The 16,536-nt window shown below is 69.0% G+C and carries 13 protein-coding genes; 6 read left to right on the top strand and 7 right to left on the bottom strand.

Annotated elements, in window-relative coordinates; genetic code table 11:
- Nucleotides 1-118 precede the first annotated feature (118 nt).
- Nucleotides 119-622: a hypothetical protein gene (locus tag K8640_RS20980; protein ID WP_223748638.1), complete on the bottom strand. Its 504-nt coding sequence runs from the start codon at nt 620-622 to the stop codon at nt 119-121.
- Between the two features lie 214 nt (nt 623-836).
- Between K8640_RS20980 and K8640_RS20975 the strand changes: the two genes are divergently transcribed.
- The 3 genes from K8640_RS20975 to K8640_RS20965 all read left to right on the top strand — a co-directional run bounded on the left by K8640_RS20975 (nt 837) and on the right by K8640_RS20965 (nt 3,067).
- Nucleotides 837-1,040: a hypothetical protein gene (locus tag K8640_RS20975; protein ID WP_223748637.1), complete on the top strand. Its 204-nt coding sequence runs from the start codon at nt 837-839 to the stop codon at nt 1,038-1,040.
- Nucleotides 1,041-1,176: 136 nt separating this feature from the next.
- Nucleotides 1,177-2,268 (top strand): histidine kinase, encoded by a 1,092-nt coding sequence (locus K8640_RS20970; RefSeq protein WP_223748636.1) that lies wholly within the window; start codon nt 1,177-1,179, stop codon nt 2,266-2,268.
- Entirely contained in the window at nt 2,261-3,067 is an 807-nt protein-coding gene (locus K8640_RS20965) for a LytTR family DNA-binding domain-containing protein (RefSeq protein ID WP_223748635.1), read from the top strand. The genes K8640_RS20970 and K8640_RS20965 overlap by 8 nt, the downstream gene beginning before the upstream one ends.
- A gap of 4 nt (nt 3,068-3,071) precedes the next feature.
- Here the strand turns inward: K8640_RS20965 and K8640_RS20960 are convergent, their stop codons facing one another.
- The gene (locus K8640_RS20960) at nt 3,072-4,064 is read right to left on the bottom strand and encodes an AraC family transcriptional regulator (RefSeq protein ID WP_223748634.1); all 993 of its coding nucleotides are present in this window, start codon (nt 4,062-4,064) and stop codon (nt 3,072-3,074) included.
- A gap of 168 nt (nt 4,065-4,232) precedes the next feature.
- On the opposite strand from K8640_RS20960, the gene K8640_RS20955 reads away from it, so the two are divergent.
- The 3 genes from K8640_RS20955 to K8640_RS20945 are packed head-to-tail and all read left to right on the top strand — an operon-like array spanning nt 4,233 to nt 9,049.
- Nucleotides 4,233-5,408: an isovaleryl-CoA dehydrogenase gene (locus tag K8640_RS20955; protein ID WP_223748633.1), complete on the top strand. Its 1,176-nt coding sequence runs from the start codon at nt 4,233-4,235 to the stop codon at nt 5,406-5,408.
- 11 nt (nt 5,409-5,419) lie between these two features.
- Entirely contained in the window at nt 5,420-7,027 is a 1,608-nt protein-coding gene (locus K8640_RS20950) for a carboxyl transferase domain-containing protein (RefSeq protein ID WP_223748632.1), read from the top strand.
- A 9-nt stretch (nt 7,028-7,036) separates the two neighbouring features.
- Entirely contained in the window at nt 7,037-9,049 is a 2,013-nt protein-coding gene (locus K8640_RS20945) for an acetyl/propionyl/methylcrotonyl-CoA carboxylase subunit alpha (RefSeq protein ID WP_223748631.1), read from the top strand.
- A 144-nt stretch (nt 9,050-9,193) separates the two neighbouring features.
- On the opposite strand, the gene K8640_RS20940 is transcribed toward K8640_RS20945, so the two are convergent.
- From K8640_RS20940 to fdh, 5 genes are all read right to left on the bottom strand, one after another.
- Nucleotides 9,194-9,628: a hypothetical protein gene (locus K8640_RS20940; RefSeq protein ID WP_223748630.1), complete on the bottom strand. Its 435-nt coding sequence runs from the start codon at nt 9,626-9,628 to the stop codon at nt 9,194-9,196.
- 345 nt (nt 9,629-9,973) lie between these two features.
- Nucleotides 9,974-11,080 (bottom strand): isopenicillin N synthase family oxygenase, encoded by a 1,107-nt coding sequence (locus tag K8640_RS20935; protein ID WP_223748629.1) that lies wholly within the window; start codon nt 11,078-11,080, stop codon nt 9,974-9,976.
- A gap of 112 nt (nt 11,081-11,192) precedes the next feature.
- A complete protein-coding gene (gene nrfD, locus K8640_RS20930) occupies nt 11,193-12,347 on the bottom strand; it encodes an NrfD/PsrC family molybdoenzyme membrane anchor subunit (protein WP_223748628.1) in 1,155 nt (384 codons plus the stop codon).
- On the bottom strand, nt 12,344-13,141 hold the full coding sequence (locus K8640_RS20925) for a 4Fe-4S dicluster domain-containing protein (protein ID WP_223748627.1): 798 nt from the start codon (nt 13,139-13,141) through the stop codon (nt 12,344-12,346). Before K8640_RS20925 ends, nrfD begins: the two co-directional genes overlap by 4 nt.
- Before the next feature lie 3 nt (nt 13,142-13,144).
- Entirely contained in the window at nt 13,145-16,396 is a 3,252-nt protein-coding gene (gene fdh, locus K8640_RS20920; RefSeq protein ID WP_370640373.1) for a formate dehydrogenase, read from the bottom strand.
- Nucleotides 16,397-16,536 lie beyond the last annotated feature (140 nt).

Raw genomic sequence — 16,536 nt, 5'->3', positions numbered from 1 at the left:
TCATCGGGCGCGGAGCCCGGGGGCGTCGTGTTCACGGAGTCGGAGGAGCATAGCCGAAGGCTCCGTCACCCACGCGAGGCCCGCACGCGGGTCATGACAGGCCTCGCGTGTTCAGCGGCTACTCGAAGTCGGCCTGCTCGTAGAACAGCACCGTCCCCGAATGGGCGAAGAGGATGACGTAGGCCTGGTAGTACCGGGGGAGCCGATGGTGCTGGTAGGCGGCGACGAAGACCTCCTCCTCACCGTCCCACCAGTTGTTCAGGTAGGCGTCCGCCAGCGGCTGGAAGGGGTAGTAGAGCCGCGTCGCGAACTGCTCGTACGTGATCGTACCGGCGCTGACGAGGTTGGGATTGAAGCCCGGCATCGCCTGGATGGCGCGCGCGGCCATCTCCACCGTGGGCGCGTCCTCGAACTCCCAGTCGAAGGTGAAGACTCGCGTCCATCCCTGGCATTGGCCGAGACAGCGATTGTAGCCCTGCATCTCCAGGTCCTGGATGTCCCCAGGTGTGAACTGCTCGTCCAGCTCCAGCGCGTACCCCGGGGGCGCCGTCTGGGCATGCGCGGCGAGCGGAGACACCATCAGGAACAGCGCCACACAGGTGAGCGACAGGCTGCGATGCATGCGTTCTCCTCCGATTGTGCTGTGGCGAGGATGGTCTCACGCAACATGCCCAGCCAGAAAGAGCAGGAACCGTGACATCTCGGTGGCCCTCCGGAGAAAACGCCGGGCGCCCGCGAAATAGCTCGCGCCGAGCGTTCGTTGTGCCAGCGGGGGGCAACCGACCACACGGAGCCGTCTTCTTCTGAGTGACCTCATCGTCGTTCCAGGTCGTGTCTTGATGATCGTCGGCCACGTGGATGGCGAGCCCTACGTCATCCAGGACCTCCCGTTCGCGGTGTTCAAGGATCCGGCAACGCAGCAGCTCCGCAAGACGAAGCTGAACCAGGTCGCGGTCATCCCGTTGCTGCCGCTGTATGCCGACAACACCACTCTGTACGTGGACGCGATGACGAGCCTCGTGCACGTCACGAGCCCCTAGGCCCGGCCGCCGGGCGGGATGCCACACCCAGGCCGGGGGCGCTCCATCCGAGCAGGGCCGCGGCTTGGGTCCGCATCTCGAGTGTGGTGAAGTCGCGTGCGCCCAGCGACAGCCTGGAGCAGAGAGGGGGCGCACCGTGAGCCGAGCCTGGTGGTGGGGGATGGGGCTTGGCCTGCTCGCGGCGTTGCCGCAGGCGCTGACCGCGCAGGTGCGTGACCGGCAGGGCTTCGTCTCGGCGCTGGTTCTGGCGCTGATTCCCTACAGCGTCTGGGCCCTGCTGGCGCCGCTCGTGCTCATGACGTTCCGTCGGGTGTCGCGCGATGCCCCGCTCGAGGCTCGGACCGGGGGATGGCTCATCGCGCTGGGTGGCGGCTTCGTCCTGGCCCATTCGGTGCTGCTCTCGCTGGCGCTCTCGGTGCTCGAGTCGTGGTCGACTCGCGAGCTCACGTTCACCGACGGGTTCCGCAGACTCCTGCTGGAGCGAGGCGTGCTCGGGTCCTTCGAGTACCTGCTGTTCCTCGCGGCCTGGGCGACGCTGGGCGCGTTCCGTCGAGCCCGTGAGCGGGAGCTGGGCGAGTCGCGGCTCGCGGCACGTCTGGCGGAGGCGCGGCTGGAGGCGCTCCGGGCGCAGCTCGACCCGCACTTCCTCTTCAACACGTTGAACGCCGTCGTCTCTCTCGTTCGACAGACGCGGAACGCGGAGGCCGAGGACGCGCTCGTGGAGCTGAGCTCGCTGCTGCGGGCCAGCCTGGACGGACGCAACGAGCAGGGCATCACGCTGTCCGAGGAGCTGGAGCTGGTCCGCCGCTATCTCGGCATCGAGCAGCTCCGCTTCGGCAGTCGCCTGCGCTTCCACCTGGAAGCGGAGCCTGAGACGCTGGGGGCACGCGTGCCCATGCTCGTCCTTCAACCCCTGGTCGAGAACGCCATCAAGCACGGCACCTCCCGCCGCGCGGCCCGAGGGAACATCTGGGTCCGCACCCTGAGACGGGGCGAACGGCTGGTGCTCGAGGTCCGCGACGACGGCCCCGGGCTCCGTCCAGGGAGCACACCCGGAACGGGAATCGGCGTGGCGAATACCCGCGAGCGCATCCAGCAACTCCATGGCGAAGGCTATGGTGTGACCCTCGAGGACGCACCGGGCGGTGGCGCCCTGGCCCGCGTGGAGCTTCCGTTCCAGGTGTCCACGGTCGAGCCGTCACCGCAGGGGAGGGCAGCGAATGGGTGAGGGGAGCGAGGCAGGCTGGCGGGTGCTGGTGGTGGACGACGAGCCGCTGGCCCGCGACAACGTGCGCCACCTCTTGTCCCGTGCCCCCGACGTCACGGCGCTCTGGGAATGCGAGAGCGGCGGCGACGCGGTGGACGTCATCCTCCGAGAGAGGCCGGACCTGGTGTTCCTCGACGTCCAGATGCCCGAGGTCGACGGCTTCGACGTCCTGCGCGAAGTCGGGCCCGAGCTGATGCCGCCGGTCATCTTCGTCACCGCCTTCGACCAGCACGCCGTTCGCGCCTTCGAGGCGAACGCCCTCGACTACCTCCTCAAGCCCTTCAGCGCGGCCCGCTTCCAGGAGGCGCTCTCGCGCGCACGCAAGCAGCGTGAGCAGGGCCGGGAGCGGGCGCTCCTCGAGCGACTGTCGTCACTGCTCGCGGGCTACACGCCGGCCAACGCGCCGCCCGCGGACACCGGACAGTACCTGGAGCGCATCGCGGTGAAGACGGACGGCAAGGTGGTCGTCGTGCCCGTCGCCGAGCTGGACTGGTGCGAGGCGGAGGGCAACTACGTCGTGCTGCACTCCGGCGCGAAGAGCCCCATGCTGCGCGAGACGCTCAACCGGGTCGAGCAGTGGCTGGACCCGAAGTGCTTCGTGCGCGTCCACCGGTCCACGTTGGTGAACGTCAGTCGCATCAAGGAGCTGGAGCCCGACGTGGACAAGGGCTGGGTCGTCATCCTGCGCGACGGCACCCGGCTGCGCCTGAGCCCAGGACGCAAGGCCGCGGTGGAGGCCGTGCTGCGCCAGTCGTTCTGAGACCTCACTCGCCCGCGCGTTGGAGCCGCTGGCGGTACTCGCTCGGCGACTCTCCGGTCCACTGCTTGAACGCTCGCGAGAAGATCTTCTCGTCCGCGTACCCCACGTCCAGCGCCACGTGTTTGATGGGCACCGAGGAGCGCCCGAGCAGCTCCAGCGCGTGGCGTCGCCGCACGTCGTCCTTGAGGTTCTGCAGCGACGTCCCCTCGAGCGCCAGCTGTCGATGCAGCGAGCGCACCGACACGTGCAGCGCGGACGCCACGTGCTGCGCGGTGGTCCCCGAGGCGCGAGGGTCGCTCAGCTGTGAGCGCACCCGCTCGACCAGCCGCCGGTCCCTCCGGTACTGCCGCACCGTCAGCGGCAGCGCCCGCTTGAGCATCGCCCGCAGGGCCTGCTCGTCACGCTTGGCCGCCAGCTCCAGGTAGCCCACGTCGAAGCTCATGCTGGCGCGGGTGGCCGAAAAGCGCACCGGCCCCGGGAACAGGAGCGGGTACACGGACTGGTGCGCCGGCGTCGCGAAGGGGAACGTCACCTCGCGCAGGGGCAGCTGTGAGTTGACCAGCCAACAGGCGTACCCATGCACGTAGCGCAGGCTGCTGAGCAGACAGAACTCGCGCATGGCCCCCAGCTCGTGCCGCTCCTCGATGGCGAGCCGCGCCGTCGTGCCCTCCACCTCGAGTGAGAGCAGGATGTCCTCGGTCAGCAGCCGGTGGTGGCGACACCAGCGCTGCAGCGCGATGCCCAGCGTCGGCGAGCTGAGCGAGGCCCGGCAGAGCATCCCGTACGTCCCCCAGGGGAGCCGGCGGGTGAACCACCCCAGGGCCTCGTCATCCAGCTCCTGCATCGCCGTGGCCGAGAGCGTCTCGAACTGCCCGGCGTTGATGCGCGCCGACACCCGGCCGAGCTGCGCGCGGGTGATCTCCGCCTTTCGCAGTGCGTCGTGCGGGTCCACACCGTACTTCTCGTACGCGAGCACGATGGCCCGGACGAACGCCATGGGCGTCTCCGCGCGCGGCAGGGGTTCGGGGGAGCGCTGGAGGCGTCGAGGCATCGGCGAGCAGCATGGCCGGGTTGGCACGATTTGCAACCACCCTGGCGCACGCGAGCCCTCCCTCGTACCTAATGTCCGCCAGCCACCTCGAGACGCTGGTTGGGAAACGACTTCATGGCTCACTTCGCAGAGCTGGGCTTCGCGCTCGGTGAATCCGTCGAGATGTTGCGCAACACCGTGCGCGCCTTCGCCGCCAAGGAGATTGCTCCCCGGGCGGCCGACATCGACCGGGAGAACCTGTTCCCGGAGGACCTCTGGACGAAGCTGGGCGCCCTGGGCGTCCTCGGCATGACGGTGAGCGAGGAGTATGGCGGAGCGGGCCTCGGCTACCTGGCCCACATCGTCGCCATGGAGGAGATCTCCCGCGCGTCCGCGTCCGTCGGCCTGTCCTACGGCGCGCACTCGAACCTGTGCGTGAACCAGGTCTACCGCAACGGCACCGACGCCCAGCGGCGCAAGTACCTGCCCGGGCTCCTCAGCGGCGAGCACGTGGGCGCGCTGGCGATGAGCGAGCCGGACGCGGGTTCGGACGTCGTCAGCATGAAGCTCAAGGCCGAGAAGCGCGGGGACAAGTACATCCTCAACGGCGCCAAGATGTGGATCACCAACGGCGCCAACGCGAAGGTGCTGGTGGTCTACGCGAAGACGGACGAGGCGCTGGGCCCCAAGGGCATCACCGCCTTCATCGTCGAGGGCGGCTCCAAGGGGCTCAGCTTCGGCACCAAGCTGGACAAGCTGGGCATGCGCGGCTCCAACACGTACCCGGTCTTCTTCGAGGACTGCGAGGTGCCGGAGGAGAACGTGCTCGGCGGCGTGGGCGCGGGCGTGAAGGTGCTCATGTCGGGGCTCGACTACGAGCGCGCGGTGCTCGCCGGTGGGCCCCTGGGCATCATGGGCTCCTGCATCGACGTGGTGCTGCCGTACGTCCACGAGCGCAAGCAGTTCGGGGAGAGCATCGGCCAGTTCCAGCTCATCCAGGCGAAGCTCGCGGACATGTACACGTCGTGGTCGGCGTGCCGCGCGTACGTCTACGCGGTGGGTCAGGCCTGCGACAAGGCGGACCACGCCAGGACGCTGCGCAAGGACGCCGCGGGCGCCATCCTCTATTCCGCGGAGAAGGCGACGTGGATGGCGGGACAGGCCATCCAGATCCTCGGCGGCAATGGCTACGTCAACGAGTACCCCACGGCGCGCTTGTGGCGCGACGCCAAGCTCTATGAGATCGGCGCCGGGACGTCGGAGATCCGCCGCATGCTCATCGGGCGCGAGCTGTTCGCCGAGACCGCATAGGGAACACCACCATGGCCATCCTCAAATCAACCACGGATACCCGCTCCGCCGACTTCCGCGCGAACGCGGAGGCGATGCAGAAGCTGGTCGGAGACCTGCGCGAGAAGGTGGCGCTCACGGCCAAGGGCGGCGGCGAGAGCTCCCGCCAGCGCCATGTCTCCCGAGGCAAGCTGCTGCCCCGGGATCGCGTCGAGCGCCTGCTGGACCCCGGCTCGCCGTTCCTGGAGATCGGCCAGCTGGCGGCCTGGAACATGTACGGCGGTGAGTCCCCGTCCGCGGGGATGATCGCCGGCATCGGCCGCGTCCAGGGCCAGGAGTGCATGATCGTCGCCAACGACGCGACGGTGAAGGGTGGCACGTACTACCCGATGACGGTGAAGAAGCACCTGCGCGCGCAGGAGATCGCCCAGGAGAACCGCCTGCCGTGCGTGTACCTGGTGGACTCCGGCGGCGCGTACCTGCCGCGCCAGGACGACGTGTTCCCGGACCGGGAGCACTTCGGCCGCATCTTCTTCAACCAGGCGCAGATGAGCGCGGCGGGCATCCCGCAGATCGCCGTGGTGATGGGCTCGTGCACGGCGGGCGGCGCGTACGTGCCGGCGATGAGCGACGAGACCATCATCGTCAAGAACCAGGGCACCATCTTCCTGGGCGGCCCGCCGCTGGTGAAGGCGGCCACCGGCGAGGTCGTCACCAACGAGGACCTGGGCGGCGGTGACGTGCACACGCGCATCTCCGGCGTGGCGGACCACCTGGCGGAGAACGACGCGCACGCGCTGTTCCTCGCGCGGCGGATCGTGGCGAACCTGAACCGCACGCGGCCGCACACGGTGGCGCTGGAGCGCTCCGAGGAGCCGCTCTACGACCCGAGCGAGCTGGGCGGCATCATCCCGTTCGACGCGCGCAAGCGCTACGACGTGCGCGAGGTGATTGCCCGGCTGGTGGACGGCTCGCGGCTGGACGAGTTCAAGGCGCGCTACGGCACCACGCTGGTGACGGGCTTCGCGCACCTCTACGGCATCCCGGTCGGCATCATCGCCAACAACGGCATCCTGTTCGGCGAGTCGGCGCAGAAGGGCGCGCACTTCATCGAGCTGTGCTCGCAGCGCGGCATCCCCCTGGTGTTCCTGCAGAACATCACCGGCTTCATGGTGGGCCGGAAGGTGGAGAACGCGGGCATCGCGAAGGACGGCGCGAAGATGGTGACGGCCGTGGCCACCGCGCGGGTGCCCAAGGTGACGATGCTGATCGGCGGCAGCTTCGGGGCCGGCAACTACGGCATGTGCGGCCGGGCGTATTCGCCGCGCTTCCTGTGGATGTGGCCCAACGCGCGCATCAGCGTGATGGGCGGCGAGCAGGCGGCGTCGGTGCTGGCCACGGTGAAGCGGGACGGAATCGAGGGCCAGGGCGGCACGTGGGCGAAGGAGGCGGAGGAGGAGTTCAAGGCGCCCATCCGCGCGCAGTACGAGGAGCAGGGGCACCCGTATTACGCCACCGCGCGGCTGTGGGACGACGGGGTCATCGACCCCTCGCAGAGTCGTCGCGTGCTCGGCCTTTCACTCTCGACCGTGTTGAATGCTCCGATTCAGGAGACTCGATTCGGCGTCTTCCGGATGTAGGACTCGACCATGTTCGAAAGTCTGCTCATCGCGAATCGCGGCGAGATTGCCTGCCGCATCATCCGCACGGCGCGTCGGCTCGGTATCCGCACGGTGGCCGTCTATTCGGACGCCGACGCGGGCGCCCGTCACGTCCGCCTGGCGGACGAGGCCGTCCGGCTGGGGCCTCCCGCCGCGCGCGAGTCGTATCTGGTGGTGGAGAAGCTCATCGACGCGGCGAAGAAGACGGGCGCCCAGGCCATCCACCCGGGCTACGGCTTCCTCTCGGAGAATCCCGTGCTCGCCGAGGCCTGCGCGGCGGCGGGCATCGTCTTCGTGGGGCCGAACGCCGAGTCCATCCGGGCGATGGGCTCCAAGTCCGCGTCCAAGGCGTTGATGGAGAAGGCGAAGGTGCCGACGACGCCGGGCTACCACGGCGACGAGCAGGGCGTGGAGCGGCTCAAGGCGGAGGCCCAGCGCATCGGCTTCCCGGTGCTCATCAAGGCGAGCGCAGGTGGCGGCGGCAAGGGCATGCGCCGGGTGGACCGCGCGGAGGACTTGGAGGCGCAGCTGGCGTCGTGCCGGCGCGAGGCGCTGGGCGCGTTCGGCTCGGACCTGGTGCTCATCGAGAAGTACGTCGAGCGGCCGCGACACATCGAGGTGCAGGTGTTCGGTGACACGCACGGAAACTACGTGCACCTGTTCGAGCGGGACTGCTCGGTGCAGCGGCGTCACCAGAAGGTGCTCGAGGAGGCACCGGCGCCGGGGATGACGGAGGCTTTGCGCGCGAAGATGGGCGAGACGGCCATCCTCGCGGCCAAGGCCGTGAACTACGTGGGCGCGGGCACGGTGGAGTTCATCGCGGACCCCGCGGGGAACTTCTACTTCATGGAGATGAACACGCGTCTCCAGGTGGAGCACCCCGTCACGGAGGAGATCACCGGCCTGGACCTGGTGGAGTGGCAGCTGCGGGTGGCCTCCGGTGAGCGGCTGCCGAAGACGCAGGCGGAGCTGTCCATCCGGGGCCACGCGATGGAGGCGCGCATCTACGCGGAGAACCCGGACGCGGGCTTCATCCCGTCCGTGGGTCGGCTGGTGCACCTGGTGCCGCCGGAGACGTCGCGGCACGTGCGCGTGGACACGGGCGTGGAGCAGGGGGATGAGATCTCCACGCACTACGACCCGATGATCGCGAAGCTGATCGTCTGGGGCGAGGACCGGGAGGCGGCGCTGCGGCAGATGCGCGAGGCGCTGGAGCGCTACCAGGTCGTCGGCGTGGCGAACAACGTGGAGTTCCTGGGCCGCCTGGTGAGGACGGCGTCGTTCTCCCAGGCGAACCTGGACACGAGCCTCATCGAGCGTGAGCGCGAGGCGCTGCAGCCGCCCAAGGGGGAGATTCCCGACGACATCTGGCGGCTGGGCGCGGTGGCGGTGCTCTCGCGGGCGCGTGACGAGGCCGCGAAGGCGGAGCCGGGCTCGCCGTGGGCGCAGCTGGATGGCTTCCGGCTGGGCGCGGTGGCGCCGTTCCTGGTGACGCTGCGTCACGGGGACGTGGTGCGGGAGATTCGCGCGGAGGCCTCTGGCCCTGGCACGTATGTGATGCGGGTGTCCGCTCCGGGGGGGCAGGACAGCGCGGCGCGGGTGCCGGTGCGGTTCACGGTGGGCGAGCGGGACGCGGTGACGCTGGCGTCGCCCGAGGGGACGGTTCACGCGACGGTGGTCCCGGTGGGGGCGCGCTGGAGCGTGTTCGCGCGAGGCCGGCGGTGGGAGCTGGAGTCGTTCGATCCGCTCGACGTCGAGGCGACGGCCCCGGAGGCGGAGGGCGGGCTGCGCGCGCCGATGCCCGGCAAGGTCATCGCGCACCTGGCCGAGGTGGGGGCGAAGGTCTCCAAGGGCACGCCGCTGCTGGTGATGGAGGCGATGAAGATGGAGATCACCATCTCCGCCCCGCGCGATGGCGTGCTCGCGAGCTTCCGTCATCACCCCGGTGAGCAGGTGAGCGAGGGGACGGAGCTCGCGGTCATCGAGGAGAAGGTGGCCTGAGGACAGCGGGGGCAGCGTCGTGGGTCTCCGACGCTGCCTTTGGTTCGTCGTGGAGTGAGGCTCGTGTCGTGGCCCGGCGCCGGATTCTCGCCGCCGCCTGGCGTCGCGGCACGCGCTCCCCCTGAACAGACTCTCAGGGGTTTTTCACGGGAGCCGACTGGAGTCGGATCCGCGCTGGGCGGCCGCCCGCTTGCGGAAGTCGATGATCGGCGACGCGTCGAGTCGCCACACCCCGTCGATGCGACGGAGCTCCATCGGGATAGGAGAGTCGGAGCCCTTCATGAGGACCCACTCGAACTTCTCCTCGATGCGGACGATCTTCATCTCGCGGTAGTGCTTGCCGAGTTCCTCCGCCACGTCCGCGGGGTAGGCCCCTTCCGACCATAGGATCGCCGCGTCCGGGTGGTCGATGAAGAGGGGGCGGATGGCCTGCTCACTGCCCGTGAGGTTCGCGAGCGCGAAGCGCCGATAGACATCCTCCGGAGAGCCGGGGACCTCAGGCTTCTTCGCGCATCCCGCCGCCATCACCAGACCCAGACTGAGCGCCACCATCACGGTCGTCGTACGTCCGCTTTGCATCTCGATATCTCCTGAAGCCTACTGCCATGATGTTCAGTGGTTTTTCGCTGCGAGCCTTGGCTGGGATGGCACGCATTGGATGTGCAATGCCTACATGAACAACTTATCAGCTACTTTTCGAGGGCCTGTCACCCTCGCGAACAGGATCCTGGAGGCCAATGCCTACATGAACAGCCCTTCAGCCATTTCCAGCCCTCTCGAGCAGCGATCATACAGGGGCCGTGACTCGTGCCTACATGCACGAACCATCAGGTAGGCCCGCATGAGAGGAGAGCAATCCAAGACAAGACAGACATGTCTATCAATGCAATGACAGACATGTCTGTCTTTTGGTTCGTCGCGGAGCTACTCGCCCGCGCGCTGCTGGTTGAGCCGGTCGTAGTGGCGGTAGCCCAGCTTGTCGAGCGCGCTCGGCGGCGCGAGGCCGATGTCCACGAGCGTCTTGATATCATACGTCCCCGCGAGGACCGGCGGCGCGTAGCTGCGGATGGCCGAAGGCGTGCGGAACTTCTCCAGCGGGAACAGCACCGCGCTGGTGTGCACATGCACGAAGTGCGCGGCGGACTGACGCTGCCAGCCCGCGACTCCGGGCGCCGTAATCACGTGAGGCGTCGCCAGGAACGTGCCGCCCGTGAGGATCTCCAGCTGCTGTCCCACCTGCGCCACGATGCAGCCCGCCGGCGCGGTGCCACGGACCTTACGGCCCTGCGGATCCTCGTCCGTCGCGCGCGTGCGCAGATACAGCCCGCTCTTGTCATCCGGGCTCGGCGCCGGCTTGCCCTCGGGGTTCAGGAACCGGCCACCGGGCAGCAGCGTGAGCAGGTTGAAGTCCGTGTGCTCCTCGCCCCAGACGATGTCCGTGTTCACCTGCTCCGGACGCAGTGGCAGGTACTGGAGCGCGCGGGTGATGTGCGGAGCCCGCTCGCAGAGCGCGGTGAAGGTGTCCTCGGGCAGCCCCAGCGCCACCGCCGAGCCTCGCAGCAGCTTGAGGCCCGCCTCGTGGAGCGAGCGCCCCAACGTCACGATGCCTTCCTGGAAGTACTCCGGCGCGTCGGGCGGCCAGACGTTCTCCGGATACAGCTCCGGGAACTCCATCGCCGCCACCTCGTCGTTGGGGTAGGGCGCGACGAAGTAGCACTCCTTGAAGTCCGGCTGCCCATTGCCGGCGACGGCCACCTCGGTGTTCGGCGGCGTCCAGCCCCGCTGGTACCAGAGCTCCGCGCGACCGTAGGGCTTCTTCGCCTCCGCCGAGCGCGCGATGAAGGCCGCGAAGGCGTCGTAGTAGCGATGGAGTGCCTGCGTGTCGACGCCGTGGTTCTTGATGTACACGAGACCGAAGACGCCAAACGCCTCACGCAGCGCCGCCGCGGCGCGCTCGATGCGGCTCGCCTCGCCGGAGGCAAGGTCTGCAAGGTCGACAGTGGGGATGTTCAGCGAAGAGGTCTCGGCCATGGTGCCCCCAGGTTTATCGCTCCTGGCGACCAAAAGGGAGGGCCTCGTGGGTGCCACTACCCCTGGTATCAGCGCCCCTCCCCAGACAGGGCCGAACCACCAGGGCCCGCACTCACCGCACCACGGGCAGCGGGAAGCTCCAGGGCTTCCCATCCGAAGCCACCGCGTGGCCCGTCACCTCCGCCGCCCCATGGCCCTGTCGCTGCGGCTTGAACGTCGCCTGCGGATTCCTCGCGGACGCCTGCCCTCCATGGAACACCGCGAAGCGCGCGGCCACCGCCCCCACCGTCGTCAGCACGTCCGCCGCCACCTGCTTCCAGCGCTGCCGCCCCGGGAGGGCATCCACCACCAACCCCGCCACCGAGCAGGCCCGGGAGGTCTTCCAGAGCGCCCCCGAGAGGCCCTCGGACAGCGGCCGGGCGACCTCCGGGGCACGGCGAGCGTCGAGCTCCACTGCGTGCGCCATCACCACCTCCGCGGCCTTGCCCGCGAGGCGATACGGCCGCAGCACGTCCGCATCACGCTCCGTGTGCGGCGCCAGGGACAGCAGGCTCCCCGCGCTCGCGCTCGCCGACGCCATGAAGAACAACGGCAGGGTGCGCCGCGTGGACTGCCACAGCGGCACCGCCGTGTTGTTGAGCAGCACCGCCGTGTAACCGGCCAAGGGCATCCCCAGCATGGCGGCCGAATACCCCGCGACCTTGCCGGTGACGCCGAGCACACCTCGCGACTTCCCCAGCACCAGTCCCACCGTGTTGAGCGCACCCGACAGCGCCAGCACCCACGAACCCACGCTCATCGGCGACGTGGGCCGGAACACTCGCAGCATGTTCAGGAAGCGCGTCGGGCGGCCCAGGTCGGCGATCAACAACCCCGCGCTGACCATGTCCCCCGCGGTCCCCAAGATCCGGCAGCGCCGCGCGAGCGGCTCCATCGACTTCTCGCCAAGCACGTCGATGGCCAGCCCCAGCAGGCTCGCCGCGCCCGCGACGCCGCCCACGAAGAGATACGCGGGCACCGTGGCGATCCACACCGGCTGCTTGATGGCGGCCAGCCCGTGGTAGCTCGGCGCATCCACCGTGTCCGCGACGAAGTGGGAAGGAACCCGAGCCTGGAACCCATGGGTCGGATTGGCGCTGTCCAGGTCCATCACCCGCTGCTGTGCGCCCTCGCCGAGCAAAGTCCCCAGGTCCGGGTTCACATTGCGGCCATCCGAGCGCCGCTGGAGCTTGTCCAGGAAGGTGTCTTCGGCGTCACGCGCGCTCATGGGTTCCCCCGGCGGCCGAGCAGCACCGCGCCCACGGCCATGGCCGCCATCCCCAGCGCCCCCACGGCCACCGCGCCCCAGGCCTGTCCGGCCTTCATCGTCGGGACGACGGGGTCGGGCGGCAGGTTGTAGACCTCCGGGCGATCCACGAGCAGGAAGAAGGCGTTGAGCCCGCCCGTCCCCGGCTGGTTCGTCGCGTCCTTCCCGTAGAGATAGGCGCTGATGATGCCCTGCGAGTGCAGCTCACGCAGGCGGTTGTCCGCGCGCTCGTGCAGCACGTCGAGGTCTCCGTAGACGATGGACTCGGTGGGACACGCCTTCGCGCAGGCTGGCGTCATGCCCTCGCCAATCCGGTCGTAGCAGAGGGTGCACTTCCAGGCCCGACCGTCATCCGGTCTCCGGTCGATGACGCCGAAGGGACAGCCCACCACGCAGTAACCGCAGCCATTGCAGACATCCGGCTGGACGTAGACCGTGTCGAACTCCGTGCGGACGATGGCGCCCGTGGGACACGCCTCCAGACACCCCGCGCGCTGACAGTGTTTGCAGACGTCCGACACCATCAACCACGAGAAGTCGCCCACGCCCGTCGAGTGGCCCGGCATCGGCACCGGCCGCTCCACGAAGGCCACGTGCCTCCAGGTCGAGCAGCCCAGATCCCCGGTCTGGTCATAGGACATCCCGGTGAAGTGGAAGCCGTCATCGGGGAGCTGGTTCCATTGCTTGCAAGCCACCTCACAGGCCTTGCAGCCGATGCACACCGTCGAATCGGTGAAGAAGCCCTTGCGACTCATGCGCTATCGCTCCTCGTCCTTCTTCTCCTGCCAGGGGACATGGTCGACGTCGCCCGCGGCGAGGCTGTCGCGTCGGTGCGGCGCCAGGTCCGAGGGCAGGGCGGGAGGCGTGGCACCCGTCGCCGCCCGGGCCCGCGTGGCGTGGCGGCCCGCGATGAGGTCGCAGGTGAGCGCCTTCGACTCCTGGATGTCCACGTTGGGGTCGGCGACGAAGCCCAGCAGCTCATTCGCCCCATCCCCGCGCGAGCGGCCCGTCACGCCCCAGTGATACGGGATGCCCACCTGGTGCACCGACGTGCCGTTGAGCTTCAGCGGACGCATTCGCTCGGTGACGAGCACGCGGCACTCCAGGTCTCCGCGCGCTGTGCGCAGCGTGGCCCAGCCGCCGTTGCTCAGCCCCCGCTCGCGCGCCAGCTCGACGGAGACCTCGCAGAACTGCTCCGGCTGGAGCTCGCTGAGCCAGGACAGCCAGCGACTCATGCCGCCCGCCGTGTGGTGCTCGGTGAGCCGGTACGTGGTGAGGATGAAGGGGTAGCGCGGGTCACCCCACGCGCGGTGGTAGGGGTTGCCCTTGCGGTGCCACTCCAGCCGCGTCGGATTGCACTGCTGCCCGTAGAGCGCGTTCTTCACCGGCGACTCCATGGGCTCGTAATGCGTGGGCAGGGGGCCATCGAGCATCCCGCTCGGCGCGAAGAGCCAGGCCTTGCCGTCGGCCTGCATGATGAATGGGTCATCTCCCGCCAGGGACTCGATGCCCTTGGCGCCGGGAGGAGGGCGATGGTCCGGAGGTCGGTCCGCGATGCAGTCGGGGACATCCTCGCCGGTCCACTTCCGCTGCGTCTCGTCCCACCAGACGTACTTCTTCCGCTCGCTCCAGGGACGGCCCTGCGGGTCCGCGGAGGCCCGGTTGTAGAGGATGCGGCGATTGGCGGGCCACGCCCAGCCCCACTCGGGCGCCACCCAGGTCTGCTCGTGCCCTGGCTTGCGGCGCGCCGGCTGGTTCACGCCCTCCGCGTAGGCTCCGGAGTAGATCCAACATCCGCAGGCGGTGGAGCCGTCGTCCTTCAGCGCGGTGAAGCCGCTCACGGGCTGGCCATCTGTCACGGTGTAGCCGTTGATCTCCCGGAGCACCGCCTCGGCGCTCGGTTCCTCGAGTGCGCCGTGGGTCGGGTAGTCCCATGTCAACTGGCGCAGGGCCTGGTCCCTGGGCGCTCCCGAGGCCGCGTACAGCCGCTTGAGCCTCCGGCCCAGGTGGAAGGTGAAGTGCAGCTCGCTGCGCACGTCCTCGCGGGGCTCCACCGCGGCGTGGTGCCACTGGAGCATCCGCTGCGTGTTGGTGAAGGAACCGTCCTTCTCCGTGTGCGCGGCGGCCGGGAAGAAGAAGACCTCCGTGCGGATGTCCTCCGTCTTCACGTCGCCGCGTTGGACCTCGGGGGCCGTGCGCCAGAACTCGGCCGTCTCGATGAGCGTGAAGTCGCGCACCACCAGCCACTCGAGCTGACGCAGGCCCTTGCGCTGGAGCGCCCCGTTCATGGATCCCACCGCGGGGTTCTCGCCCATCACGAAGTAGCCCTTGATGCGGCCCTCGGCCATGTCGACCACCGTCTGCATGTGCGAGTGATTGCCGGTGAGCCGGGGCAGGTGCCGGAAGCCGAACTCGTTCTCCTCGGTCGCCGCGTCCCCGAACCAGGCCTTCAAGAGCGAGACGACGTACTTGGGGAAGTTGTTCCACCAGCCCGTGCTGGACGTGTGGGACGCCAGGTAGTCGGCGAGGGCAGGGGACTGCGTGGCGCTCGGCATGGGCAGGTAGCCGGGCAGCAGGTTGAACAGGGTGGGGATGTCCGTGGAGCCCTGGATGGACGAGTGCCCGCGCAGCGCGAGGATGCCGCCGCCGGGCCGGCCGATGTTGCCCAAGAGGAGCTGGAGGATGGTCGCGGTGCGGATGTACTGCACGCCCACCGAGTGCTGCGTCCAGCCCACCGCGTAGCAGAACGCCGTGGTGCGCTCGCGGCCGGAGTTGTCGCAGAGCGTCTGGGCGACCTTCAGGAACTGCTCCTCGGGGACGCCGCAGACCTTGGCGACGATGGCCGGGGTGTAGCGCTGGAAGTGGCGCCGGAGGACCTGGAACACACAGCGCGGGTGCTGGAGCGTGGGGTCCTTGATGGCCTCGGTGATGAGGGTGGCGTGCGTCTCGCCTTCACCCGCGCCGGGCTCCGCGTAGAGTTCCTTGTGGCCGGACGCGGGAGTGGGGCCCTCGACGCCCTCGTAGCTCCAGGAGCTGACGTCGTACTTGTTCTCCTTCGGCAGGAAGCCGCTGAAGAGCCCGTCCAGGTCCTCCGTGTCCTGGAAGTCCTCGCGCACCAGGTTGGCGGCGTTGGTGTAGTGGACGACGTACTCCTTGAAGTAGCGCTCGTGCTCGAGCACGTAGCGCACGAGCCCTCCCAGGAACGCGATGTCCGAGCCGACACGGATGGGCACGTGCTGGTTCGCCACGGCGCTGGTGCGCGTGTAGCGAGGATCCACGTGGATGACCGTCGCCCCCCGGGCCTTGGCCTCCATCACCCACTGGAAGCCCACCGGGTGACACTCGGCCATGTTGGAGCCCTGGATGAGGATGCAGTCAGAGTTCCGCAGGTCTTGTTGGAAGGTCGTGGCTCCGCCACGTCCCAGCGTGATGCCCAGACCGGGCACCGTCGATGAGTGTCATATGCGGGCTTGATTCTCCACCTGGACGATGCCGAGGGCGGTGAAGAGCTTCTTGAGGAGGTAGTTCTCCTCGTTGTCGAGCGTGGCGCCGCCCAGGTGCGCGAGGCCCAGCGTGCGCTGGACGCTGAAGCCGTTGACGTCGGTGTCCTCCCAGGTCTCGTCGCGGGTGCGCTTCACGCGCTCGGCGACCATGTCCATGGCCTGCTCCAGCGGGAGGCGTTCCCACTCGGAGCCGCCAGGACGACGGTAGAGCACGTGCTGGACGCGGTGGGTGCCGGTGACGAGCTGGAAGGTGGCGGAGCCCTTCGGGCACAGGCGGCCCCGGGAGATGGGCGAGTCGGGGTCGCCCTCGATGTCGATGATGCGCTCGTCCTTGACGTAGATGTCCTGTCCGCAGCCCACGGCGCAGTAGGGGCAGACGGATTTGACGACGCGGTCCGCGCGAGCGGTGCGGGGCTCCAGCGTCCGGCTGCGCTCCGTCATGGCCGTATCACCGAGCGCCTTGACGTCGCCGCGCGCGATTTGACGCAGCACGGGCCAGCGGAGCATCAGATCGAGGATTCCCACGGCGGACCTCCCGGTCGGCGTCATGCCGGCGCGCGTCCGGATGATGGGGGCGAGCGCGCATGAAACAGTGGCTCTGAGCGGCGCGGTCACCCGCACACGTCAGGGGCCTGACGGTTCCGAGG

Source organism: Myxococcus sp. XM-1-1-1, from assembly GCF_020037095.1.
Lineage (GTDB): Bacteria > Myxococcota > Myxococcia > Myxococcales > Myxococcaceae > Myxococcus > Myxococcus fulvus.
The sequence above is the reverse complement of the archived record's forward strand: the minus strand, read 5'-3'. Positions and strand labels throughout refer to the sequence as shown.